Raw genomic sequence first — 24,826 nt, 5'->3', positions numbered from 1 at the left:
TTATTTTAGCACAATAATAAGTTTTTTTAGGCAAACCTGTATTTTTATTGAACAAAAAACTTTAAAAATTAACAAATAAATAAGAAATTAATTTCTTTCAATACACATGGCTATACCCATTCCACCACCAATGCAGAGAGTAGCACAACCTTTGTTTTTATTTTGTTTTATCATTTCATGAATAAGGGTTACTAAAATTCTGGTTCCAGAAGCTCCAATTGGATGTCCTAATGCAATTGCTCCACCATTAACATTCACAATCTTTTTAGGAATTTTAAGATCTCTAATCACAGCAATACTTTGAGCTGCAAATGCTTCATTGACTTCAAATAAATCAATATCTTCAATTTTCCATCCTGCTTTCTCTAAAGCTATATTAACAGCCATAATTGGACCTAGTCCCATCAATGAAGGCTCAACACCACAAGTTGACCAGGAGACCACTTTTGCTAAAGGTTCTATACCTCTAAGTTCCGCCTCTTCTCTAGACATTAAAATAGTTGCTGCCGCACCATCATTTATTCCTGACGAATTACCCGCCGTGACTGTTCCATTTTCTTTAAAAACAGTTTTTAATTTCTTTAAATCCTCTAAGTTTAAATTACTTCTTGGATGTTCATCTTTTTCAAAAATAAAATTTTTATCATCTGTATTAATATTTAATTTAATTAACTCGTTTTTGAATTTATCATTACTTATGGCGTCTTGTGTTTTTTCTTGAGAATTTAAGGCGAACATATCTTGTTCATCTCTAGAAATTTTATATTTTTCTGCTACATTTTCTGCCGTAACACCCATGTGATAATTATTAAATGAGTCTATCAGTCCATCATTGATCATCGTATCTACTAACTTATTTTCATCTAGTTTTTTATCTTTTCGATAAAATATAGAATGCGGTGCTCTAGACATATTTTCTTGTCCACCAGCAACTATAATTTTATTTTCTTGAAGTTTAATAGACTGATACCCTGAAATTATAGATCTTAATCCAGATCCACATACTTGATTGATTATATGTGCGGGTTTTGAAACTGGAATTCCAGCATGAATAGAAGCTTGTCTTGCTGGGTTTTGCCCCAATCCAGAAGTGAGAACGTGTCCCATAATCACCTCATCAATATCGTCTGATTTTAATTTTGATTTATAAACAACTTCTTTAATAGCTAATGCACCTAGTTTATCAGCACTAAGACCTTTTAAAGATCCTTTATATGTGCCTATAGGTGTTCTTAATGCAGCTGTAATAACCACATCATTTGATTTTTTGCTCATTGATAGTACAGCATAATATTTTATAACTTAAATTACATCAAAAACTTTGATATGTTGGACAAATTATTTAATTAAGGACCGCTGGCCAAATTGGATAAGGCGCTCGGCTACGAACCGGGAGATTCCAGATTCGAGTTCTGGGCGGTCCACCAAAAAGGATAAATAAAAATGTTAGATTGGCTACTAAAATCATCACTACAAAAATCAGTTATATATTTTTTTATAATTGTTTTTATAATTTTATTAATTTTAACTTTCGTACTATAAAGAGCTATGAGCAATGAATTTGAGCAGATAAGTATTAAACCTGGTTTTATGAAACACAATGGTGGAGTATTATTTAAAACTGTATCTGAAACAGAATATGAATTCAAAACTACAATTAATGAAAATCATTTAAATGCTGCTGGGATAACTCATGGTGGTTATTTATCAGCCTTAATTGATGCAGGAGCAGGGACTGCTGCACATAGAGCATCTGGAAATGCACCTTGTGTAACTATTTCATTGGATTTAAAATTTATTGGTGCTTCTAAAGTAGGTGATATAGTTACTGGCTTTACAAGAATTCTTAAAAAGACCAATACACTAGTATTTTTATTTTGTGAGCTGAAATGTAATGATAAAATTATAACCTCAGCATCAGGTATTTGGAAAATTTTAAAAATAAAACCATCTGATCTTGGTCCTGGTGGATAATTATTCTTTTCTTCTGTAGTTCAAATAACCAAATATAATTAATAATAAAATAGCTATTGGGTAAATGATTCCTTTATTTGGTCTATCTGCATTTTCTATTTTAAATTCACTTATATAATCACCAGTTTCAAAACCACTTTTTTTAGCATTTCCATTCCATTGCAGGGTGTCTACAATAACTCTGTTTTCTTCTCTAATTAAACTAAGTCCATATTGCTCTAAACTATACTCGGTTTCAAAAGTATTTTTTTTAATTACAAATAATTTATATCTTTCACCATAATTACTTGGACGTGTTACTTTAAATCTAGCCTCCTTATTGAAATCTACCTTCATTAAATGAATTTTGTTAATATCCATATAATTATATTTAGGATAAAATTTATTTAAAATAAATTCTGGGGCTAAGAGTGAAATGGAGATTAATAAAAAAATTATTATCTCGTACCATCTTAATCTATTAATAAACCAAGCTTGAGTTGCAGAAGTAAAAACTAAGATACCTATCAAAGAAGTGATGATTACCAGTAGTCCATGCCACACATTTTCAATGCCTATCAATAATAATTCATGATTAAATAAAAATACAATAGGTAAAATACCTGTTCTTAAACTGTACCAAAAAGCTTGCAAACCGGTTTTAAGTGGATCACCTCCTGAAATAGCAGCTGCAGCATATGATGCGAGACCAACTGGAGGAGTAACATCAGCCATTAAACCAAAATAAAAAACAAACAAGTGTACTGCTATAAGAGGAAATACAAATCCAGATGCATTTCCAACATCAACTAATACTGTTGCCATTAAAGAAGCTACCACAACATAATTTGCAGTGGTTGGAAGACCCATGCCAAGTATTAGACATAAAATTATTGTTAAAAATAGTAAAATAACAACATTATCTTTTGCAATAAACTCTATAACTATAATTAAATTTGTACTTAACCCTGTTGAACCAACGGCTCCAACTATTATGCCGGCTGTTGCTATTGCTATTCCAACGCCAACCATATTTAAAGCACCTTTTTCAAAACCAACTATTGTTTGATTAAACCAAGTTTTTATTGCTAATTTAAAATTAGGATTTTTAAATAATATATAACCAAGGTTTACAATTATTAATGCAATCGTTGCAAAAAATATTGAGTATGAAGCGGTAAACCTTAAATAAACGAGCATGTACACTAAGACAAAAATAGGTATTAAAAAATGTAATCCTGATAAAAACGTTTTCTTTAAATTTGGAATATCAACATCATCCATTCCTTTTAAATTTAATTTTAAAGCTTCAAGATGGGAAATATAAAACAATGCTACATAAGAAATAATTGCTGGCAAAAATGCATGCTTAACGACCTCGAAATAAGTAACTCCTAAAAAACTTGCCATCACAAATGCTGCAGCTCCCATTACAGGTGGCATTAATTGTCCATTAACTGATGATGATACCTCTATAGCACCAGCTTTTTCTTTAGAAAAACCAGTTTTTTTCATAATTGGAATTGTAAAAGTTCCAGTTGTAACTGTGTTTGCAATTGAAGATCCTGAAATTAGACCAGTCATTCCAGATCCTAAAATTGCTGCTTTTGCAGGTCCTCCTCTCATTTTGCCAACCATGGCAAAAGCTAGATCTAAAAAATATTTACCTCCACCAGCCGTTTCTAGAAGTGCTCCAAATAAAACAAATAAAAAAATGAAATCTACAGAAACACCTATAGGAATTCCAAATATAGCTTCTTGATCAAGCCACTGAAATCCAACTAATCTATTTAATGAAAGCCCACCATGAGAAATTATTTCTGGTGCATATCTACCAAAATATGAAAAGAGCAAAAAACAAACTGCAATAATAACTAGAGGTAATCCAAATACTCTTCTGGTTGCTTCAATTAATATTAAAATTCCACAACTTCCAATAATCAACTCAACTGGTAAATTAAATTTTTCCCAAATTGTAACAGTTAAAAGAATTCCCCCTCTATCAACTAATTGGTCATAAAAAAAATAAATATATAAACAGCAAAATGCAGCAATAAAACTAATTAGAATATCAAATATAGAAATTTTTTTTCTTTTAGAAATTGGATAAATTAAAAAAGCTAAAGTTAAAGCAAAACCTAAATGAATAGCTCTAGCAGGAAGTCCTTTAAACATTCCAATATCGAACATAAAAGGAAAAGGAGAAGCATACCAAAGCTGGAATAATGACCAAATGATTGCAATACTTCCAACAATTTTTAAATGTAGTCCAGTAAGATTTCTAGTTGGAGATAAATCCTCACTAATCTTATTTTCTACTTTACCGTTAATGCTTTGATTCATTTTTAAAATGATACTCTATAACAAAAAAAAGGCCCAATAAATATATCAGGCCTTTTAATTTAATTAAGGAGTTGGATTACATTAATCCAGCTTCTTTATAATATTTAATTGCACCAGGGTGTAATGGAGCTGACAAACCAGCAGCTATCATATCTTCTTTTTTTAAAGAAGCAAAAGCAGGGTGTTGTTTTTTGAAATCATCAAAATTCTCCATCACAGCTTTAACAACTAGGTATACAAGTTCATCAGAAACATTAGCCGAAGTTACTACAGTAGCTTTAACACCAAAAGTAGTTACGTCTTTTTTCTGTCCCGTATAAGTGCCAGCAGGTATTACGGCACTTGCATAATAAGCAGCACCATCAATTAGTCCTTGAACTTCAGGACCTGTTAAGTTGATGGGTAAAGCTTTTGCTCCACAAGAAGCAGCATTCTCCATAGCTCCATTTGGAAATCCTACCGAGTAACCAAAAGCATCAATCTTACCATCACATAATGCTTTTACTTGTTCAGATGAAGTTAATTCAGTAGTTGATTTAAAGAAGCTATTACTAACTCCTTTTGCATCCATAAGTACTTCCATAGTTCCTCTTTGACCTGAACCAGCGTTACCAATGTTTACAACTTTTCCTTTAAGCCCAGCAAAATCTTTTACTTTTGCTTTTTTTCTTGCCCAAATTTGAAAAGGTTCATTGTGTACTGAGAATACAGCTCTTAAATCACTGTACTGTTTACCTTCCCATTTGCTTGATCCATTTACAGCATGATATTGCCAGTCAGACTGAGCTACACCAAATTGAAATTCACCAGCTGCGATTTGACCAATATTATAATTCGATCCACCAGTTGAAGGCGCAGTACATCTGTAAGCTTTATCTATACCTTTTTTTCTTCCGTGTTCTTTAGCAATTGCTGATTTGTGCAACATTTTGCAAATTGCGTTACCAGTTTGGAAATATACTCCAGTTGGTCCGCCTGTTCCTATCGTGAAGAACTCTGCAGATTTTGCAACACCAGTAAAAGATAAAGATGCAACAAAAATTAGTAGAGCACTTGATAGAGATGTTATTATTTTTTTCATGTTCTCTCCTCTATATCGTTATTTTTATTAATTAAATTTAACAGTAATTAAGTGAGTATGTATAGCTGGTAGTTATGTTGATGTTGACCATTTTTTTAAGTTATCAACACCCTCAACAATCTTAGGTGCAAGTTTTAAAATTAAGTTCTTATCAATTGCTTGTCCGTTTTGAGTTTGCCTCATAAACTCTTGACCATCAAAGTCTGTAAAACTTAGTCTTGCTAACATTTGATTTTTATCAAAACCAAAATCTGATCCTGGTAATAACGCTACACCTGTTTCCTTTAAAATATTATCACACATTTCTGATGATGTATTAAATTTTTTATTTAAAAATTCTGGCATAAGATAAAATCCACCTTGGGGCTTGTTAATTAAAACCTTGTTTGATTTTAGATTTTCATAAACATAATTACCAACTGCTTTAAGAATATTTTTAGAACTATCAATATATTTGCTATGATCACTTGTATAAGCAGTAATTGCAGCATATTGAATTGGCGCACTGACAGCAGAAAAAGTTTCACTAGCTAAAACATTAATTGAATTTTTTAAAATATCTAAAGAGTCTGGAACTACAAAATAACCCAATCTCCACCCACCTGCACCACACCATTTACTTAAACCTGTGCTTATAATAGTTTTTTCAGGACAAAAACTTGAAATAGATTTGAACTCTTCATCAAAACTCAACTCAGAATAAATTTCATCTGATAAAATAATAAGATTATATTTTTTAGCAATCTCACTAATTTCTTCTAGATTTTTACAAATCTGCCCTGATGGATTATTTGGTGAATTCAAAAACAATAGATAGTTTTTATTTTTATCCCTTAAAATAACTTCTTCAATTTCAGATCCAGTAGGAAACCAATTATTTTCTCTTTTTGTTTGAATTGATTGAATTTTATTTCTTCCAAGAATTGCTTGTGGGGCATAAGAAACCCAACTTGGTGCTGGCAATATTATTTCTCCATCAAATAAAATGTGTAGTAAAAACATCAATTCTTTTGAGCCAGGACCTATAATTACATTTTCAGGTTTGTAATTATAATCTTTTTTAACTGACGTATATTTTGCAACAGCATCCCTAAGCTCATTAAGACCTTGCATTGGTAAATATTTATTTTGATGGGCATTATCCTTTAATGCATCAACAATATCAGTTGGTATTTGGAATGGAGATTGGCCAAATCCAAATTTAAATATTTTTTCACCTTTATCTTCTAGCTTTCTAGAGATTTCATTAATTTTTAAAGTAGAGGATGGTTCTAGACCTTTAACTATATTTTTTAACATTTAATAATTTAATTCCTTTAAATTTTTATATTGATCTAAAACTCTTGGATTTGCTAGCGCTTCTTTATTTTTAATTTCATTTCCTTCTATTGTATTTTTTACAGCTAGTTCAACTATTTTTCCATTTTTAGTTCTTGGAATGTCTCCAACTACTATAATTTTAGATGGAACATGTCTTGGAGATGCATTTTTTCTAATTTGTATTCTAATTTTTTTTAATAAATCTTCGTTCAACACGTGTTTGGGGTTTAAAACTATAAATAAAATAATTCTGACGTCATTATCCCATGCTTGACCAATAACAATGGACTCTTTGATTTCTATAAATTTTTCTACCTCAGAGTATATTTCAGCAGTTCCGAGTCTCACTCCTCCAGGGTTAAGTGTTGTATCTGATCTACCGTGGATAATAAAGCCCCCACCTTTCTTTATTTCCGCATAATCACCGTGATACCATGTGTTTAAAAAATTATTAAAATATGCTTTTTTAAATTTAATATCATTTTTATCATTCCAGAACTTCAAAGGCATTGATGGGAAAGAGCTCTTACAAACTAGCTCTCCTTTTTTATTTTTTAAAGATTCACCCTTTTCATTAAAAACATCAACATTCATACCTAAACCTTTATTTTGTATTTCGCCTAGAATTACCGGCTGGTATAAATTTCCCAGGACAAAACAAGAAACAATATCGGTGCCTCCAGATATAGAGGATAAATGAACATTTTTTTTTATGTTCTCGTACACAAATTTAAACCCATCATTTGATAATGGGGATCCAGTAGAACAAATTGTTCTTAATTTTGATAATCTATACTTATATTTGAAAGTGGGCTTAGATTTACGAAGAGCATCAACATATTTTGCACTAATACCAAATAAAGTAATTTTTTCTTTCTCAGCTATTTTTAATAGTAAATCATCTTTTTTATACATTGGTGATCCATCAAATAAAACGATAGATGCCTTGGAAGCTAAGACACTTACCAGCCAGTTCCACATCATCCATCCACAAGTAGTAAAATAAAAAACATTATCACCTTCTCTGATATCACAATGGAGCTGATGCTCTTTTTTATGTTGAAGCAAAACTCCTCCACTCCTATGACATATACATTTTGGTTTTCCTGTGGTTCCACTTGAATATAAGATTGCAAGATCTTGCTCAAAATCAAATTTAGGAAATTGAATCTCTTCAGATTCTTGTTTCATTAACTCACTCCATTTAAGTACTTTTGATTTTTTAGATGTATATTTATTTTCTAAATATTTTTCTCCTGGGTAATTAACAATGACAACATATTCAATAGAAGGTATCTCTTTTAAAATTAGAGGAACTCTTTCTAAAATATTTATTATTTTTCCATTATAAAAATACTTATCTACTACAAATAAAACTTTAGGGCTGATTTGTGAAAAACGTTCTACTACACCTTTAACACCAAAATCTGGTGAGCATGAGGACCATATTGCTCCTAAAGAAGAGGAGGCTATAAATGCCTCAATAGTCTCAATAGTATTGGGCATATATGCTGCAACCCTATCTTTTTTTTTAATTTTAATACTTTTTAAAAATTTAGATATTTTACTTACATTAATGTTTAGTTCGTACCAGCTTCTTTCTTCTCGAAAACCATTCTCACTAATGAATGTTATTGCTTTATTCTTATTGTTTTTCGAGAGTAAATTTTCAGCAAAGTTTAATTTTGAATTTGGTAAAAATTTATTTTTATAAAATATTTTTGATTTTTTTATTTTAATTTTACTCTTAAATCCTTTAATTTCAGAAAAATCCCAAATTGAACTCCAAAAATTACCTGGGTTTTCAATGCTCCATTTTAAAATATTGTCATATTTTTGATTAAATCTTTTTTTGAATTTTTTTGAAATGAATTGCTCATAGCTCGATAAAAGAGATTTTTTTTTCTGACCAGGCGACGCTTCCCACAATTTTTTATTCATAACTTTGCTATAAAATACTAATACAGAATTGTTTTTGATTATGTTAAATTAATTAGTGTATAAAGAGCAAATGAGAACTTTTATCCTTACGATTCGGTCATGTTTTAGTCTATTTTTGTTCTTTATGAGTAACAATATGTGGTGGAGAAAATATTAGAGGTACCATCAATAGAAATGTCTAAAAATAAAATCACAGCTGTTCTCGGTCCAACAAATACTGGTAAAACTTACTTGGCAATTGAAACTATGCTTTCTTTTGATTCGGGTATGATTGGCTTTCCTCTAAGACTGCTTGCACGTGAAGTGTATGACAAAATTATTGAAAAAATAAGCATAGATAAAGTTGCTTTAATTACTGGTGAAGAAAAAATCATCCCTGCAAATGCAAAATATTTTCTTTGTACAGTTGAGTCTATGCCAATTAATAAACATTTAGATTTTGTTGGGATAGACGAAATACAAATGTGTGCAGATCATGAAAGAGGTCATATTTTTACTGATAGATTATTAAATCTTCGTGGAGAAAAACTAACAATGCTTATGGGTTCAAGCACTATTAAAAGTATAGTGAATAAACTAGATGAGGATACTGAATTTATAAACAGAGAAAGACTTTCTCAACTTTCATATGTAGGTCATAAAAAAATTTCAAGAATAAATAGGAAGACAGCAATAATAGCTTTTTCAACTGAAGAAGTTTATGCAATTGCAGAACTTGTTAGAAGACAAAAAGGTGGAGCAGCTATTGTTATGGGGTCATTAAGCCCTAAAACGAGAAATGCTCAAGTTCAATTATATCAGTCTGGTGATGTTGATTTTCTTGTTGCAACTGATGCAATTGGAATGGGAATTAATATGGATTTAGAAAATGTTTTTTTTTCAAATTTAAAAAAATTTGATGGAAGAAAGTTAAGGCGTCTTAACATGTCTGAAATTGGACAAATTGCTGGAAGAGCTGGCAGATATTTAAATGATGGAAATTTTGGAATTACTGGTGACTGTAAAGAGATTTCTGCAGAGGAGGTTGAGCTACTCGAAAATCACAAATTTGAAGAAATTAAGATGCTTTTTTGGAGAAATTCTAATTTAAATTTTAATAACGCTTTAAGTTTAATTAAATCACTTGAAGAAAAGCCTAATAGAGATTGGTTAAGAAAAATACACGAGTGTGGAGATGAAAAACTTTTAAAATATTTTTTAAAAGATATGGATGGTCACAACATTAAAAATACCCAAGAAACATTGGAATTGCTTTGGGAATGTTGTCAAATTCCAGATTTTGTAAAAAAAACTTATGGCAACCATCTTGAAGTGGTTAGTAAGGTTTTTAGTTTTTTAAATGGTAAAGATGGCAAAATTACTAATGATTATATGAGATTACAGTTAATAAAGTTGGATAAATTAGAAGGAAATGTTGATTCTTTATCAAATAGAATTGCAAATGTTAGAACTTGGTCATATGTTTCAAATAAAATTAATTGGGTTGAAAGTCAAAGTTATTGGATAGAGAAAACTAAACTATTAGAAGACAGATTATCTGACAGATTACATGATGAGCTTACTAAAACTTTTATTGATAAAAGAGCAAGTGTGCTTGCAAGGGGATTAAAACAGGATATAGAATTTAAAACTGAGATAATGGAAGATAATAAAGTAATAATTGATGAGCAGTTTATTGGTGATTTGAAAGGCTTAAGATTTGAGATAGATTTAAAAGCTGGTGCGCTTGAAACTGATATTAAGTCATTAAAAAAAGCAGCAAGACAAACTGTTGGGCCAGAACTGCAAAAAAGAATTCAATCTATTATTGATACAGGATTGATAGAAATAAAAGATGATTTTAAAATTTATTGGAAAAATTTTCCAATTGCTAAATTAATAGCTGGTAAAGACTATTTAAACCCTGATATATTTTTAATAGTAGATGATATTCTAGAAAATGATGACAAACAAAAATTATCAGAGTTTATTGGAAATTGGATTAAAGAAAAAATAAAGCTCGTATTAAAAAGTCTGATTGACTTAAAAAATTTAAGAGAAAGTAACTCTTCCATTAAAGCATTGGCTTACCAATTATATGAAAATAATGGTGTTATTAAAAGAGAAGCAGTAGCTGAATACTTAAAGAAACTTGGTCAAGATGAGAGAAAAATTTTAAGAGATTTGGGTGTTAAATTTGGAAGATACCATGTTTTTTTATTTAGATTACTAAAGCCTGAAGCTGTTTCCTTAAGAACCTTATTGTGGAAAAACTTTAATCAAAAAAACTTGAATTTAACTCCTCCTACTTTTGGCTTAAATTTTTTGGATGATAAAAATATAAAAGATAAACATTTTATGCTTCTTTGTGGCTTTGAAAATTTTGATAATTATTATGTTAGAATAGATATTCTGGAAAGGTTATTTGTACAAATTATTAACTCTGACCCTGAAAAAGGTAAAGAGATTAAACTAGTTCCTGAAATGCTTAATTTATTAGGATGTAGTAAAGAAAATTTTAAAAAATTAATTGAGAAAATGAATTACAAAACAGTCGAAAGAGACAAGGATATTTATTTTAGGTACAGTCCACAAAAACAAATTAAAAAGCCTTTTAAAAAAACAGTCTCTATAAACAATCCATTTAAAGTATTAAAAAATTTTAATTTTAATTAATGATAAGCTTTTTTAAAAATAAAGAAAAAGAGAAAGATACAGTGAATAATGATAAATCTTATTCTAATATTGCTGCTTTATTAATTCATGTAGCAAAAATTGACGAAAATTATGAAGATAAAGAAAAAGAGATTATTAAAAAAACTTTAATTGAATTGGGTGCAACAATTTCAAATATAGATAAATTAATTGCAGATGCGTCAGTTATTGAAGAAAATTCTAACCAAATACTAAGTTTTACAAGAGAGGTCAAAAATGCTCCTGAATCAGATAAAATTAGAATTGTTGAGTCTCTATGGAAAATTATTTATTCAGATGATAACGCAGATATGTATGAGACAAACTTGATGAGGAGACTAGCTGGTTTATTATATATAGATGCAAAGACTATGGGTGATTTAAAAGAAAAAGTAAAAAAAGAATTATCTAAATGACATACCTGGTAAATGATAAATGCATTAAATGTAAATTAATGGACTGCGTCGAAGTCTGTCCTGTTGATTGCTTTTATGAAGGCAACAATATGCTTGTAATTAAACCAGAGGAGTGTATAGATTGTGGCGTTTGTGAGCCAGAATGCCCAGTAGACGCAATTGTAGCGGACACTGTGTTCTGGAAGCGAAAAATGGCTTGAAATAAATACAAAGTATAGTGAAATTTGGCCAAATATAACTGAGAAAAAAGATCCACCTGAGGATCATGAAAAGTATAAAAATGAAGAAAACAAGTACAACAAATATTTTAGCGAAAATCTTTAAAAAAACTCCTGAGAAAAAAGTAAAAAAAAAAAACTAATGTAAAGGTAGTTAAAAAGTCTACAGCTCCTAAAGCTAAAGTTGTTAAAAAAACTAAAGCAACAAAAGCAGCTATAACTAAAATTAAAAAAAATTTAAAAACAGTCTCAAAAAAAACTGCTCCAACAAAAGTAGATATAAAAACTGATAATTTAAGAATTTCAAAAAGTAATGAAGTTAAGCCTGAGATTAAAAAGATTAAAAAACAAGACACAGAAAAAAGAGAATATAAAGTTAAAGATTACGTTGTTTACCCAAAGCATGGTGTTGGCCAAATTACAGAGTTTAAAAAAATTAATATTGGTGGAATTGATGTTGAGACTTATGTTCTTAAGTTTGAAAAAGACAAAGCCAATGGTATGGTCCCTGTAAATAAGCAATCTCATCTTAGACCTCTTGCAACAATAAATCAGGTCAATAAATGTATATCTATATTAAAAAGTAAGCCAAAAATTAAAAGGTCCATGTGGAGTAGAAGAGCACAGGAATATGAAGCAAAGATTTCTTCAGGCAAAATCTATGAGCTTGCAGAAGTTGTTAGAGATTTAAATAAAGGTGACGACTTAATGGTTGATCAATCATACAGTGAGAGACAATTGTTTGAAAAAGCATATGAAAGAATTTTATCAGAATTTCAAATAGTGATAGGTGTATCATTAGAAGATACGCAGAAGAAATTAGATAAAGCATTAAAGAGAAACTTAGAAAGCCAAGCAAAAGCTATAGCTGCACCAACGAAGATTAAAGAACCTGCTGCAGAACCTGATACTGATTCAGATCCAAATCCAATTAGCGATACTGAGGATTAAAAATTAGGGTAAAAAAAAACGCCTCTCATACATAACGTTATGAGAAGCGTTTTTTGAAAAGTCTAAGATACTATCTTTTTCTTTTCTTCGCTTTTTTAGCTTTTTTAGCTTTTTTCTTAGTTTTCTTTTTAGCTTTTTTAGCTTTTTTCTTTGTAGCCATCTTTAGCTCCCTGTTTAAGTTAAACGAATCAAAGTGATTCGTTGTTAACTTATTTTTATTTTTTTATACAAGTGATGTCAATTCATTAATTAATTAGTAAATTTCAAATTTATTTTTTAATAAAAAGTTTTTTTAATTTTTTTATTATGTAAAAAACATTAGCGTTTATGCGACTAATAATGATTTTTATAAAAATTAATTAAAAAGTTTTTCTAGCTCATTTTGATAAGTTTTTATAATTTTATATCTTTTTAATTTTAAAGTAGGAGTCATCATATTGTTTTCAATTGTAAATTGATTTTTAATTACAATAAAATTTTTTATTTTTTCTATTTTATTTAAATTTTTATTTATTTTTTCTAATTCTTTTTGAATTTCTTCATTCTTAATATTTATATATTCTGGACTTAAAACAATTAGACAGACTAAGTAAGGTTTATTATCACCATAAACTAAACTTTGTTCTATGTAATTAGATTTATTTAAATCACTCTCTATTTTAATTGGAGAAATATTATCTCCACCTGGAGTTATAATTATATCTTTTTTTCTATCTGTTATTTTTAAAAACTCACCATCAAACTCTCCTATATCGCCTGTAGATAACCATCCATTGTTTAAAACTTTATTTGTTTCTTCTTCATTATTCCAATAGCCTAACATAACATTTTCTCCTTTAACCAAAATCTCCCCATCATTTGCAATTTTAACTAAATTTCCTCTGAAGGGTTTGCCCACAGTTTCTACTCTAATTTCATTAATAGAATTACAGCTTACCACAGGAGATGTTTCAGTTAATCCATACCCCTGTAGTGTTGGAAGACCAATTGCATTTAAAAAACAACCTACTTCCTTATCTAGCGCTCCTCCTCCAGAAATAAATGCCTTTAAATTTCCACCAAATTGTTCTTTAATTTTTTTTCTTACCAAAAGATCACAAACAAAATTTATTAAGTTTTCTATTAATGAAAATTGTTCCTTATTTAATTTTTTAGTTCCAAGTTTAATAGTTTGATTAATTAAGAATTTTTTTATTCCTGTTGCTTTACTAAAGTTGGTATTTATTTTTTGATGTAAATTTTGATAAAATCTAGGAACAGCCGTCATTATCTCTGGAGAACAATTCCCCATATTTATTATAAGTTTTTCTATACTCTCAGCATAGAATACCTGTGCCCCCACAACTATTTGGACAAATTGAACTGTATGCTCGTATGAATGGGAAAGAGGTAACCATGTCAAAAATTTAGGTTTTTTTGAAACAAACTCTTTTAATAAACCAAGTGCTCCTTCACAATTATTTAAAATTCCACCATGGCTTAATATAACTCCTTTTGGATTTCCCTGGGTACCAGATGTATAAATTATACAAGCAACATCTTTTCTTTGAATTTTTACTTCAGAAAAATTTAACAAACTAAAGTTTTTATTTGCAAAGATTTCTTTAATATTTACATGGAGTTCTTTATTAAACCCCTCAATTACATCAAAGAAAATTATTTTTTTTATAAATTCTTTTTTAGATATTATATTTTTTACTTTTAAATACTGTGTTTTATCAGAAATAATTAAAACAGTCGGCGAGCAATCATCAATTATATACTCGTAGTCTCTTTCTGTGTAAGTTGTGTAGGCTGGAACCGTTATACCTCCTGAAAGCATAATGGATAAATCTGATATCAACCATTCAGGTCTATTTTCTGATATTAACAAGCATCTATCACCTTTTTTTATATATTTTGATATTTCTTCAGAAAGTTTAATGATGTTCGAATACACATCCTCCCAAGAATATTTGTTTTCAACTTCTTTCAAGGACTGTAAAAACACACTTGTTTTGTCTTGTGTTTGGTATTGATTATAAAATAGTTCTAATAAATTATTAACTTTGTTTATTTCCATAATATATTGGTGGGCGAAGAGAGAATCGAACTCTCACTTCTTGCGAAACACGATTTTGAGTCGTGCGCGTCTACCAGTTCCGCCACTCGCCCTTTGTTTTCCTTATTATAACTATAAAATTAAATAGTATAAGAACATAATTTATATTAAAAACAAAAAAATGCTTAATGAATTATATCAAAAAACTTTAAAACTTGCTGCTCATAAGAGATCAAATACTTATCTTGCAATTTTATCTTTTACTGAAAGTTCTTTTTTTCCAATTCCACCTGACGTTATGATTGCTCCAATGGTTATTGCAAAAAAAAATGATTATTTAAAAATTTTTTTAATTGCTACTTTATTTTCTTCACTTGGAGGTATCCTTGGGTATTTCATTGGATCTTATTTTTTTGATCTTGGAATGGTTGTAGTAGAGTTTTATAATTATGAAGAAAAGGTAATTAATCTTAAAAATAGCTTATCTGAAGGAAGTGGTCTTTATGTGTGGCTTGCTACTTTATTTCTTGCTGGATTTACACCTTTGCCCTTTAAGGTGTTCACAATAACTAGTGGCATGATTGGTTTTAATTTGCCTATATTTTTCATTATTTGTCTATTTTCTAGAGGGTTAAGATTTTTTATTGTCTCATACCTATCATATAGATTTGGTGATATTTTTAGCAAATTTATGAAAACTGATGCTGCAAAATGGTTTACTATTTTGGGTATTATAATTGTATTAATTTTTGCACTAATATATTTTATAATTAAATAACCAAACATGATTCACCAAAAAACTACACTTCATTTTATATTATTATTTAGTATTTTTGCTCTCTCAGCAGCCTATTTTATTGAATATATTTTGGGTCACCAACCTTGTAATCTTTGTTTAATTGAAAGAATACCTTATGTCGTTTCAATAGTTATAATTTTGCTTTTCATTTTTATTCAAAAGTTTGAAGGATTTTTTTTAATAATTTTAAGTATTACATTCATTATAGCATCCATTATATCCTTTTATCATTTTGGGATAGAGCAAGGTTTCATAAAAGAATCTTTAGTTTGTGATTTAAATTCTAACAATACTGATTTGACTAAAGAAGCACTCCTAAATCAGCTAAAAGAAGTCACAGTTAGCTGTAAAGATGCAACTTTTAAAATTTTGGGATTATCTCTTGCCACAATTAATATTTTTACCTCTTTAATAATTGCAACTATAACTATAAAACTTTTCTTAACTTATGAAAAAAACAAATAAAGAAAAAGTAAAAGAATTTATTCGAGTTGACCACGCAGGTGAACGAGGCGCAGTAAAAATTTATGAAGGTCAATTACTGGCTCTAAATACATTTGTTAAAGATGAAAATTTAAAAAAGAAAATTGAAGAAATGAAAATCCACGAAAAAGAGCACTGTGAGTATTTTGAAAGTGAAATTAAAAAAAGAAATATAAAACCAACAAAATTCTTACCTTTGTGGGATTTACTTGGTGTTGGGCTTGGTTTTGGTTCAACAATTTTAGGAAAGAAAGCTGCTATGTTATGCACTGCTTCGGTAGAAGAAGTAATTGATGAACATTACCTAAATCAAATTAATGCATTAGAAAATGATGAGAAAAAATTAAAAGAAAAAATAATTAAGTTTAGAGAAGATGAACTGCATCATAAAGATATAGCCTATAAAGAAGGTGCAACTAAAAAAGGAATGTATTCTATTTTAGATAAATTAATTAAAACTGGATCAAAAATTGCTATTAATATTTCTGAAAAAATATAATTAAGCTTCTAACTCAACATCCCAATACAAATAATCCATCCAGCTCTTGTGTAAGAAATTCGGTGGGAAATTTTTGCCATTTTTGTGTAGGTCTTCTGTAGATGGTTGATATGGCTCCTGATTTAAGCTCATATCCAAATTTTTCAATAACCTTCCACCTTTTTTTACATTGCATGAAGAACAAGCGGTTATAACATTATCCCAATTGGTTTGCCCTCCTTTAGATCTTGGAAGTAGATGGTCAAAAGTAAGTTCTTCATCACTTCCACAGTATTGGCAGGAAAATTTATCTCTTAAAAAAACGTTAAATCTAGTGAAACTAGGGTTGGACTGTGGTTTTATAAAACTTTTTAATGCAATAACACTTGGCAATCTCATATTAAATGATGGGCTTCTAATAACTCTGTCATAATTGCTGACTATGGTAACTCTATCTAAAAAAACAGATTTTATAGAATCTTGCCAGTTCCATAAAGACAATGGGTAATAACTTAAAGGTCTATAATCTGCATTTAAGACTAATGCAGGACATTTCTCTAAAGACAAATTTTGATCATTAAAAATCATTATAAAAAATTCTAACTGAAAAAAATTAATTTATCAATAAATAGAATTTAATTATATTTGAAAATTATTTTTAATATAATTTAAAGCTACACTTGAGGCTTCAACAGGAATATGATGTTCACAGTTCTCTATCATTTTAGTTTCAACTTCAATATTATTTCTAATTAGAAAATCTTTTGCCTCTAATAAAAATGTCGATGACACAACTGCGTCTTTATCTCCATGTATCAAGAGCATTTTAGTAGAAGAAGATTTTCTTTTTCTAAGATCATCTTGATTTATTATTTTACCAGAAAAACCAACAACACAATTATAATTTTGATTGCTGATTAAACCTAAATTAATAGACATCATACATCCTTGACTAAATCCTGATAAACAAATTTGAGAATTACTAAGATTATACTCACTTTTAACTTCTTCAATATATTTTTGAAGTTTAATTTCTGCCTTTTTAGATTCTTCTAGAATATAACTTGGATCATCTTTGGTTAAATCAAACCATTGAAAACCTGCTGGATTAATTTTACATTCTTCATGACCATCTGGGCATAAAAAAATAGTATTAGGTAGAAATCTTTTCCAATTTAAGGTCAACATACTTACATCTTTTCCATCACCACCATAACCATGGAGTAAAATAATAGCATTATTAATTGGTATATCTTTTTCTGGCTTAATAATTGTAGTTGATAGACAAAGTGTCATAGATGTTTTTATTATGTTTTTTTTATTAAAAACTATTCTACAATAGTTTAATGATAACAGGAACATTAGTTAAAATTTTAGGTATTGTACTTTTAATAGTCGTAGCAGTTGTCTTAATCTTAGGTATAGGGACCTTATTCAAGGGTGGTGAAACTAGCAAAAAATATTCAAATAAATTAATGCAGTACAGAGTACTTTTTCAATTTGTAGCCATAATTGTTTTGGTTTGTTTTGCTTATTTTTTTAAAAATTAATTGTATTGTTTTAGCCAATTAATAAACTCTAAGTTATTAAAATCAATAGATCCCATAATACGTCCAAACTCTTCACCTTTTTTATTAAATAAAATAGTTGTGGGAACCCCTCTTAAAGAAAATTTTTTAGCTAGAGTAATTGGTGCATCAAAATATATTTCTAGATTTTGAATGCCTAGTTCTTTAAAAAAAGAATCTGATTTAGAGAAATTTTCCTGGCCAATATTAATAGGAAAAATTTTTAAATTATCAAAATTACTATTTGATTGTAAGCCATCTAGGGATGGCATCTCCTCTCTGCAGGGAGCACACCAAGTAGCCCAAAAATTTAATATTAACAATTTTCCCTTAAAATCATCTAAATTTACATCGTAATCGTTTGAATCCTTAAAAACCACTTCCTCATATATTTTTGGATTTTTTGATAAAACTAAATTTTTTATATTAGGTTTTTCTAGAGCATAACTAATGTTGCTAGTTATTAGGTAGATAAATATTAATAATAATTTCATGCTAAATATGTATAATTAATTATCATGGTAAAAAATAAAAACAATATGGCAATATGGGGATCGAGAATAAAAAAAGATGCCTCAACCTTATTTCAAAAAGTTGGTAATTCAATAGATATTGACAAAAAGCTTTTTCAAGAAGATATTTTAGGATCAATTGTGCATGTTGAGATGTTATTTAGACAAAAAATTATTTCTTTTAAAATTAAGAATAAAATAATTTTTGGGCTTAATAAAATTGAAAAAGAAATTTTAAAAAATAAATTTGAATATAATAGAAAATATGAAGACATTCATATGAATATTGAAAAAAGATTATTTCAAATTATAGGGGAAGAGGCCGGATATGTACACACAGCTAGATCTAGAAATGATCAGGTGATTACTGATTTTAAAATGTGGACGACTTCAGCAACTAAAGAAATTAATAAGAATTTAGACAATATTATTAAGACCATTCTCAAAATTTCAGAAAAAAATATTGAAACCATAATGCCTGGATTTACTCACTTAAAAAATGCACAAGCAGTGTCTTTTGCTCATTATTTAATGTCTTATGTTGAAATGTTTAATAGAGACAAAAAAAGATTTACCTATAATTTAGAAAGTTTATCAGAGAGTCCACTGGGTGTTGCTGCCTTAACAGGTACTTCTTTTAATATTGATAGAAATTTTACTTCTAAAAAATTAGGATTTAAAAGACCAACTAATAATTCAATTGATACTGTTGCAGATAGAGATTTTGTTTTAGATTTTTTATACAGCGCTTCTGTATGTTCGATGCATATTTCAAGAATCGCTGAAGAACTTATTATTTGGAACTCTGATGGATTCAACTTAATTACACTTTCAGACAAAGTTGTGACTGGTTCTTCAATAATGCCACAAAAGAAAAATCCTGATTTGTTAGAATACTTAAGAGGAAAAACTGGAATGGTTTATGGAAATTTATTTTCAATGCTGACAATTCTTAAAGGACTTCCCATATCTTATTTTAAAGATCTTCAAGATGACAAAGAAATACTCTTCAAGTCTAATGAAATCCTTAATAATAGTATTGCTATTCTTAATGAAGTTTTAAAAAATCTAAAACCTAATAAACAACAAATGCTAGACCTTGCTAACTCAGGCTATATTACGGCTACTGACTTAGCTGACTATCTTGTTAAGAATCACTCAATGCCATTTAGAAGAGCATACCAAACTACTGCTTCTATTGTGAATTATGCAGAAAAGAAAAAGAAAAAATTGAATGAATTAAATATTGATGAGCTAAAGAAAATTGAACCAAGGCTTACAATTGAGGTTTTAAAGATATTTAATGTGAAAAACTCTGTAAACTCTAAAAAATCTTACGGTGGAACGTCTTTTGATAATATCAAAAAAATGATAATGAAATATAAAAAAGCTTAAAATGATAAAAAAGTTAATTTTAATTTCTATAATTTGTTCTTTCTTATTTTCATGTGGAAAAAAAGGAGATCCCCAATATGAGGGGAATGAAATGGTTTTTCCAAAGTCAGTAGATTGATGAAATATATAAATAAAAACTTAACAATTGAAAAAGTTAATGTTCAAAAAATAGCAAAAAAGTTTGGTACACCGACTTATTGCTATTCACACAAACAGCTAACAGAAAACATAAAAAATTTTAAAAAAAAATTTAGCTCTTTTTCTCCATTAATCTGTTTTGCTGTTAAATCTAACACTAATGTAAGTCTGATAAGAGAGATTAAAAAATTAGGGTTAGGTGCTGATGTTGTTTCAATGGGTGAGTTAATGATGGCTCTAAAAGCAGGTATAGAACCAAAAAAAATTGTTTTTTCGGGGGTGGGTAAAACCTCAACTGAAATAAGTTATGCAATTGATAAAAAAATTTTATTAATAAATGCTGAGTCTAAAAGTGAAATTATTGAAATTGAAAAAATTGCAAGATTAAAAAAAAGAATAGTTAATATAGGCATTAGACTTAATCCCAATACAGATGCCAAGACATTAAAACAAATTTCAACTGGGAAAAAAGAAAATAAATTTGGTGTAGATGAAAAAACTTTTTTTGAATTAGTAAATTTTACAAATTATTCCAAAAATATTAATCTTAAATGCTTAAGTGTTCATATTGGTAGTCAAATTTTAGATCACAAGCCATACGAAAAAATGCTCAATGTGGTAAATAAAATAATAAAAAAAAGTGGTCATACCTTTGAATTTATTGATCTAGGTGGGGGTATGGGCATTTCTTATGAAAAAAATAGTAAAAAACTAAACTATCGAAAATATAACATTGCTATACAAAAATTTTTAAAGGGTCAAAAAGCAAAAATAATATTTGAACCTGGACGATCTATAGTTGGCAATATTGGATTTTTAATTTCTCAAGTTATTTATATAAAAGAAAATATTAAAAAAGATTTTATCATATTAGATGCTGCAATGAATGATCTTATGAGGCCAGCATTATATGGTGCAAATCACCAAACTATACCTGTAGTAAAAAGTAATAATATTTCAAAAAAAACTTATGAATTTGTTGGACCAATTTGTGAAAGTACTGACAAATTTACAACTATAAAAGGTTTTCAGAAATTAAAGGAGAAAGATCTTGTGGTAATGTGTGATGTTGGGGCTTATGGAATGTCACTAAGCTCAAATTATAACTTAAGACCAAAACCGCCAGAATTAATAATTAAAGGGTCTAAGATTAATATTATTAAAAAAAGACAAAAACTAAAAGATTTGATTTAGTTTTTGATTAATATGATAAGAAGTTTTTTATTTTCATTATTTTTTTTCTCAGGAATAATTTTTATTTCCCTAATCTTCCTGCCGGCAATTTTACTACCAAAGAAAATTGTTTTATTTGGTGGAAAAATTATGGGCTTTTGGACATCTTTATGTTTAAAAATATTTTTATCGACTAAGATAATTATTAAAGGCAAAGAGAATATAATTAATGGAAAAAAATTTTTTATAGCAGCTTCACACCAGTCAATGTTTGAAACTTTTTTTTTACAAACTATCTTTAATTCTCCTGTTTTTATTTTAAAAAAAGAATTACTAATGATTCCTATATTTGGCTGGTATTTGAAAAAAATAGGGTCAATATCGATTAAAAGAAACAAAATTTCCAAAGAAAACTTGAATTTTTTTGATGATATTTCTAAACAAGTAAATTCATCAGAAAGACCATTAATAATTTTTCCACAGGGAACAAGACTATCTCCAGAGGACAGAACTCCTTTCAAAAAAGGATCTAGTAGAATTTATGAAGAATTAAATATTTCATGTCAGCCAATTGCAATTAATTCTGGGAATACTTGGCCAAAACATGGTCAAAAAAAAGTTAACACAACTCTAACAGTTTCAATTTTAAAACCTATTGAACCCGGATTAAGCAAAGAAATTTTTATAAAGGAATTGGAAAATACTATTTATTCTGAACTTGATGCTTTGAGCTAGCCTTTCATGGGCATTACAACAAATATACTATCAAAATCACCTGGATCTTTAATTAGTGCCGGAGACCCTGTGTCATTGAAAAAAATTTCAATCTTATCGCCATCAAGTTGTGATGCTACATCAATTAAATATCTAGAATTAAAACTTATTTCTAGATCATGATCAAACTTTACAGTTAAACTCTCTTTTCCATCTCCACTATTAGTATTATTAACTGATAGGTTTAGAACGTCTTTCGACAAACTAAATTTAACTCCATCTTTTTTATCTAATGAAACTGAAGCAACTCGATCAACAGAATCTAAAAATAATTTTAAATCTATTTCTAACTTCTTTTGATTATTCTTAGGTATTACCTGAATATAATTTGGAAATTTTCCATCAATTAACTTAGATATCAGTATACTATTATTTAATTCAAATTTTATTTTAGATTTAATATTTGAAATTTTAACATCACCATCATAACTTTCTAGCAACGAACATAATTGAAAAATTGTTTTTTTTGGAAGTATTATTGGTTCAAAATCTACTTGCTGGTCTAATCTTATTTTTGAAATAGACATTCTATGGCTATCTGTAGCTGCTGCTGTTAAAAAATTTTTATCTTCAACTTGTGTTTGATGAAAAAAAATTCCACTTAGGTAATGTCTAGTTTCATCATTAGAAACTGAAAATTTACATTTATTTAATAATTTTAGCAATTGTTTTGATTTTATAGAAAATTCATTTTGATTAAAGTTTTCGTCTGTTAGCGGAAACTCAGATGCACTAATACAATTTAGATTAAAAACAGATTTTTCAGACTCAACTTGAAGTTTACTAACATCCGTCAAAGATAAATTAATTTTTTTCCCTGATGAAAATTTTCTTATGATATCATAGATGGTAGATGAGGTAGTGGTTGTGTTTCCTTCTTCTATAACTTCAACATTGTTAATTTGATGAATAAATATTAAATCTAAATCAGTCGCGGTAATTGTTAAATTTGAATTGCTAGCATTTAATAAAACATTTGACAAAATAGGAAGTGTGCTTCTTTTTTCAATTACACCTTGGCAATAATTAAGTGCTTGTTGCAGGTCTTGTTGATTAACGTTAAATTTCATTTTCTTTGTTATACAATATCTGATTTTTTAGATTATTGATATTGTTTGTCATTTCTGGATCTTTTTCCTTCAATTTTTCAATTGTTTTAACCGAGTGAATGATTGTTGTGTGGTCTCTATTAGAAAACTCTCTCCCAATCTCAGGCAATGACTTAGATGTTAAAATTTTTGTTAAATATATTGCTGTTTGTCTTGGTCTTACAAGGTATCTAGATCTTCTTGAAGAAAGCATCTCACTTTTACTAATTTTAAAGAACTTACATACAGTAGATTGTATTAAATCTATTGTTACTTTGTTTTCTCCAATATTTAACAGATCTTTTAAAACTACTTTAACTTCTGATAGATTTGGAACTTTGTTGTAAATTCTTGAAAAGGAAACAACTCTATTAATTGCTCCTACTAACTCTCTAATACTTGTCGTTATTTCTGTGCTTATAAATTTTTGTATTTCTTCTGAAATATTTACTTGATTTGAGTAAAAAATGTTTAGTTCCTCTGTTTTTTGTTTAACAATTTTACTTCTAAGTTCATAGTCTGGTTTTTGTATATCAACAACAAGACCTCCAGCAAATCTTGATTTAATTCTGTCTTGAATTCTTGATAATTTGTTTGGAGCTCTGTCAGCAGAGATGATCACTTGTGACCCTTTATCTAATAATGCATTAAAGGTATGAAAAAACTCTTCTTGCATTGCTTCTTTACCGTTCATGAATTGAATATCGTCTATTAATAATATGTCAGTATTTCTAAAGTACTCTTTAAATTTTACCATATCATTAGATTTAATTGATTTTACAAACTGATACATAAATCTCTCAGCAGAAATAAACATAACTTTGTTTTTTTCTTTCAATGAAAGACCAATTGAATTTAATAAATGTGTTTTTCCCATTCCAACACCCCCATAAATATAAAGTGGATTGTAATGAGAAATATTTTCTGAAACTTTCATGGATGCTTCATAAGCTAGTTTATTACTTGTTCCTGTAATAAAATTATCAAATCTTTTATTTGGGTCTATTCTGTTGTATTGCAAATATGTATCTTTAATGAAAGATACGTTTTCATTATTTTCATTTTTAGTAATATTATTTTCTATTTCATTTTCAGAATTTTTTTCAATAATCTTAAACTCTATTCTTGTTAAATCTTTTTTGTAAGTTTTTACTATTTGCAAAATTTGATCTAAATATCTTGAAGTAATCCAGTCTCGGATGAATCTAGTAGAAACTGAAAGTAAGACATAACTATTCATCTCTTCAACAAAGTCTATCTTTTTAAGCCAGCTTTCATATATATCGCTGCCTAGTTTATTTTTCATATCTTTTTGAACAACAGCCCAATCTAGAGCTTCGGAAGATACGTTTTGTAAATTTTGTGTTGTGTTATTCGACATAAGAATTTGTAGGAATAAAGTTAGTTAGAAGTAAAATAGAAATTATACAATAAAAAAGTTTGTATATTAAAAAATAAATAAAATCTGTAGGTGAATCATT

General features: G+C 28.5%; 21 protein-coding genes, 2 tRNA genes and 2 pseudogenes. 13 read left to right on the top strand and 12 right to left on the bottom strand.

Features of this window, described 5'->3' with window-relative positions; all coding sequences use genetic code 11:
- Window positions 1-87: 87 nt before the first annotated feature.
- The gene (locus ABXT72_RS00125; RefSeq protein WP_415278335.1) at window positions 88-1,275 is read right to left on the bottom strand and encodes an acetyl-CoA C-acetyltransferase; all 1,188 of its coding nucleotides are present in this window, start codon (window positions 1,273-1,275) and stop codon (window positions 88-90) included.
- Between the two features lie 75 nt (window positions 1,276-1,350).
- On the opposite strand from ABXT72_RS00125, the gene ABXT72_RS00120 reads away from it, so the two are divergent.
- A tRNA-Arg gene (locus ABXT72_RS00120) sits at window positions 1,351-1,427 on the top strand.
- Window positions 1,428-1,548: 121 nt separating this feature from the next.
- Entirely contained in the window at window positions 1,549-1,974 is a 426-nt protein-coding gene (locus tag ABXT72_RS00115; protein ID WP_415278334.1) for a PaaI family thioesterase, read from the top strand.
- Here the strand turns inward: ABXT72_RS00115 and ABXT72_RS00110 are convergent, their stop codons facing one another.
- The 4 genes from ABXT72_RS00110 to ABXT72_RS00095 all read right to left on the bottom strand — a co-directional run bounded on the left by ABXT72_RS00110 (window position 1,975) and on the right by ABXT72_RS00095 (window position 8,638).
- The gene (locus ABXT72_RS00110; RefSeq protein ID WP_415278333.1) at window positions 1,975-4,296 is read right to left on the bottom strand and encodes a TRAP transporter permease; all 2,322 of its coding nucleotides are present in this window, start codon (window positions 4,294-4,296) and stop codon (window positions 1,975-1,977) included.
- A 76-nt stretch (window positions 4,297-4,372) separates the two neighbouring features.
- Window positions 4,373-5,377 (bottom strand): TAXI family TRAP transporter solute-binding subunit, encoded by a 1,005-nt coding sequence (locus ABXT72_RS00105; RefSeq protein ID WP_415278332.1) that lies wholly within the window; start codon window positions 5,375-5,377, stop codon window positions 4,373-4,375.
- Window positions 5,378-5,449: 72 nt separating this feature from the next.
- Window positions 5,450-6,676 (bottom strand): pyridoxal phosphate-dependent aminotransferase, encoded by a 1,227-nt coding sequence (locus ABXT72_RS00100; protein ID WP_415278331.1) that lies wholly within the window; start codon window positions 6,674-6,676, stop codon window positions 5,450-5,452.
- Window positions 6,677-8,638 carry an acetoacetate--CoA ligase gene (locus ABXT72_RS00095; protein WP_415278330.1) on the bottom strand — a complete coding sequence of 654 codons (1,962 nt, stop codon included), beginning with the start codon at window positions 8,636-8,638 and terminating at the stop codon, window positions 6,677-6,679.
- Window positions 8,639-8,812: 174 nt separating this feature from the next.
- On the opposite strand from ABXT72_RS00095, the gene ABXT72_RS00090 reads away from it, so the two are divergent.
- From ABXT72_RS00090 to ABXT72_RS00075, 4 genes and pseudogenes are all read left to right on the top strand, one after another.
- Window positions 8,813-11,293, top strand: coding sequence for a helicase-related protein (locus ABXT72_RS00090; protein ID WP_415278329.1), 2,481 nt, complete (start codon window positions 8,813-8,815; stop codon window positions 11,291-11,293).
- A complete protein-coding gene (locus ABXT72_RS00085; protein ID WP_415278328.1) occupies window positions 11,293-11,727 on the top strand; it encodes a TerB family tellurite resistance protein in 435 nt (144 codons plus the stop codon). The genes ABXT72_RS00090 and ABXT72_RS00085 overlap by 1 nt, the downstream gene beginning before the upstream one ends.
- Window positions 11,724-12,051, top strand: a pseudogene (gene fdxA, locus ABXT72_RS00080) (ferredoxin FdxA). The gene ABXT72_RS00085 and the pseudogene fdxA overlap by 4 nt, the downstream one beginning before the upstream one ends.
- A pseudogene (locus tag ABXT72_RS00075) lies at window positions 11,993-12,896 on the top strand (CarD family transcriptional regulator). The pseudogenes fdxA and ABXT72_RS00075 overlap by 59 nt, the downstream one beginning before the upstream one ends.
- A gap of 355 nt (window positions 12,897-13,251) precedes the next feature.
- Here ABXT72_RS00075 and ABXT72_RS00070 read toward each other — a convergent pair.
- Together ABXT72_RS00070 and ABXT72_RS00065 are read right to left on the bottom strand one after the other, a co-directional pair.
- Complete coding sequence (locus ABXT72_RS00070; RefSeq protein ID WP_415278327.1) at window positions 13,252-14,958, bottom strand: AMP-dependent synthetase/ligase; 1,707 nt, start codon at window positions 14,956-14,958, stop codon at window positions 13,252-13,254.
- A gap of 7 nt (window positions 14,959-14,965) precedes the next feature.
- A tRNA-Leu gene (locus ABXT72_RS00065) sits at window positions 14,966-15,050 on the bottom strand.
- A gap of 68 nt (window positions 15,051-15,118) precedes the next feature.
- Between ABXT72_RS00065 and ABXT72_RS00060 the strand changes: the two genes are divergently transcribed.
- The 3 genes from ABXT72_RS00060 to ABXT72_RS00050 are packed head-to-tail and all read left to right on the top strand — an operon-like array spanning window position 15,119 to window position 16,718.
- Window positions 15,119-15,715, top strand: a complete 597-nt coding sequence (locus ABXT72_RS00060; RefSeq protein WP_415278326.1) for a YqaA family protein — start codon at window positions 15,119-15,121, stop codon at window positions 15,713-15,715.
- Between the two features lie 6 nt (window positions 15,716-15,721).
- Complete coding sequence (locus tag ABXT72_RS00055) at window positions 15,722-16,201, top strand: disulfide bond formation protein B (RefSeq protein WP_415278325.1); 480 nt, start codon at window positions 15,722-15,724, stop codon at window positions 16,199-16,201.
- The gene (locus ABXT72_RS00050; protein ID WP_415278324.1) at window positions 16,185-16,718 is read left to right on the top strand and encodes a demethoxyubiquinone hydroxylase family protein; all 534 of its coding nucleotides are present in this window, start codon (window positions 16,185-16,187) and stop codon (window positions 16,716-16,718) included. Before ABXT72_RS00055 ends, ABXT72_RS00050 begins: the two co-directional genes overlap by 17 nt.
- Here ABXT72_RS00050 and ABXT72_RS00045 read toward each other — a convergent pair whose 3' ends face one another.
- The gene (locus ABXT72_RS00045) at window positions 16,719-17,285 is read right to left on the bottom strand and encodes an HNH endonuclease (protein ID WP_415278323.1); all 567 of its coding nucleotides are present in this window, start codon (window positions 17,283-17,285) and stop codon (window positions 16,719-16,721) included. It lies immediately after the preceding gene.
- Between the two features lie 51 nt (window positions 17,286-17,336).
- Complete coding sequence (locus ABXT72_RS00040; protein ID WP_415278322.1) at window positions 17,337-17,993, bottom strand: alpha/beta hydrolase; 657 nt, start codon at window positions 17,991-17,993, stop codon at window positions 17,337-17,339.
- A gap of 50 nt (window positions 17,994-18,043) precedes the next feature.
- On the opposite strand from ABXT72_RS00040, the gene ABXT72_RS00035 reads away from it, so the two are divergent.
- Window positions 18,044-18,247: a twin transmembrane helix small protein gene (locus tag ABXT72_RS00035; RefSeq protein WP_415278321.1), complete on the top strand. Its 204-nt coding sequence runs from the start codon at window positions 18,044-18,046 to the stop codon at window positions 18,245-18,247.
- Here the strand turns inward: ABXT72_RS00035 and ABXT72_RS00030 are convergent.
- On the bottom strand, window positions 18,244-18,759 hold the full coding sequence (locus tag ABXT72_RS00030) for a TlpA family protein disulfide reductase (protein ID WP_415278320.1): 516 nt from the start codon (window positions 18,757-18,759) through the stop codon (window positions 18,244-18,246). The two genes, ABXT72_RS00035 and ABXT72_RS00030, sit on opposite strands and share 4 nt — an antisense overlap.
- A gap of 24 nt (window positions 18,760-18,783) precedes the next feature.
- Here ABXT72_RS00030 and argH point away from each other — a divergent pair, with 24 nt between their 5' ends.
- The 3 genes from argH (at window position 18,784) to ABXT72_RS00015 (ending at window position 22,218) form a co-directional block, all read left to right on the top strand.
- Window positions 18,784-20,172, top strand: coding sequence for an argininosuccinate lyase (gene argH, locus ABXT72_RS00025; RefSeq protein ID WP_415278319.1), 1,389 nt, complete (start codon window positions 18,784-18,786; stop codon window positions 20,170-20,172).
- A 117-nt stretch (window positions 20,173-20,289) separates the two neighbouring features.
- Entirely contained in the window at window positions 20,290-21,504 is a 1,215-nt protein-coding gene (gene lysA / locus ABXT72_RS00020; protein ID WP_415278318.1) for a diaminopimelate decarboxylase, read from the top strand.
- A gap of 12 nt (window positions 21,505-21,516) precedes the next feature.
- Window positions 21,517-22,218, top strand: a complete 702-nt coding sequence (locus tag ABXT72_RS00015; RefSeq protein WP_415278317.1) for a lysophospholipid acyltransferase family protein — start codon at window positions 21,517-21,519, stop codon at window positions 22,216-22,218.
- Here ABXT72_RS00015 and dnaN read toward each other — a convergent pair.
- Window positions 22,215-23,327: a DNA polymerase III subunit beta gene (gene dnaN / locus ABXT72_RS00010; protein ID WP_415278316.1), complete on the bottom strand. Its 1,113-nt coding sequence runs from the start codon at window positions 23,325-23,327 to the stop codon at window positions 22,215-22,217. The genes ABXT72_RS00015 and dnaN overlap by 4 nt on opposite strands.
- Window positions 23,317-24,726 (bottom strand): chromosomal replication initiator protein DnaA, encoded by a 1,410-nt coding sequence (dnaA, locus tag ABXT72_RS00005; RefSeq protein WP_415278315.1) that lies wholly within the window; start codon window positions 24,724-24,726, stop codon window positions 23,317-23,319. The genes dnaN and dnaA overlap by 11 nt, the downstream gene beginning before the upstream one ends.
- Window positions 24,727-24,826: the final 100 nt, after the last annotated feature.

Origin of the sequence: Candidatus Pelagibacter sp. Uisw_094 (genome assembly GCF_047729535.1) — a bacterium.
Classification (GTDB): Bacteria; Pseudomonadota; Alphaproteobacteria; order Pelagibacterales; family Pelagibacteraceae; genus Pelagibacter.
The sequence above is the reverse complement of the archived record's forward strand: the minus strand, read 5'-3'. Positions and strand labels throughout refer to the sequence as shown.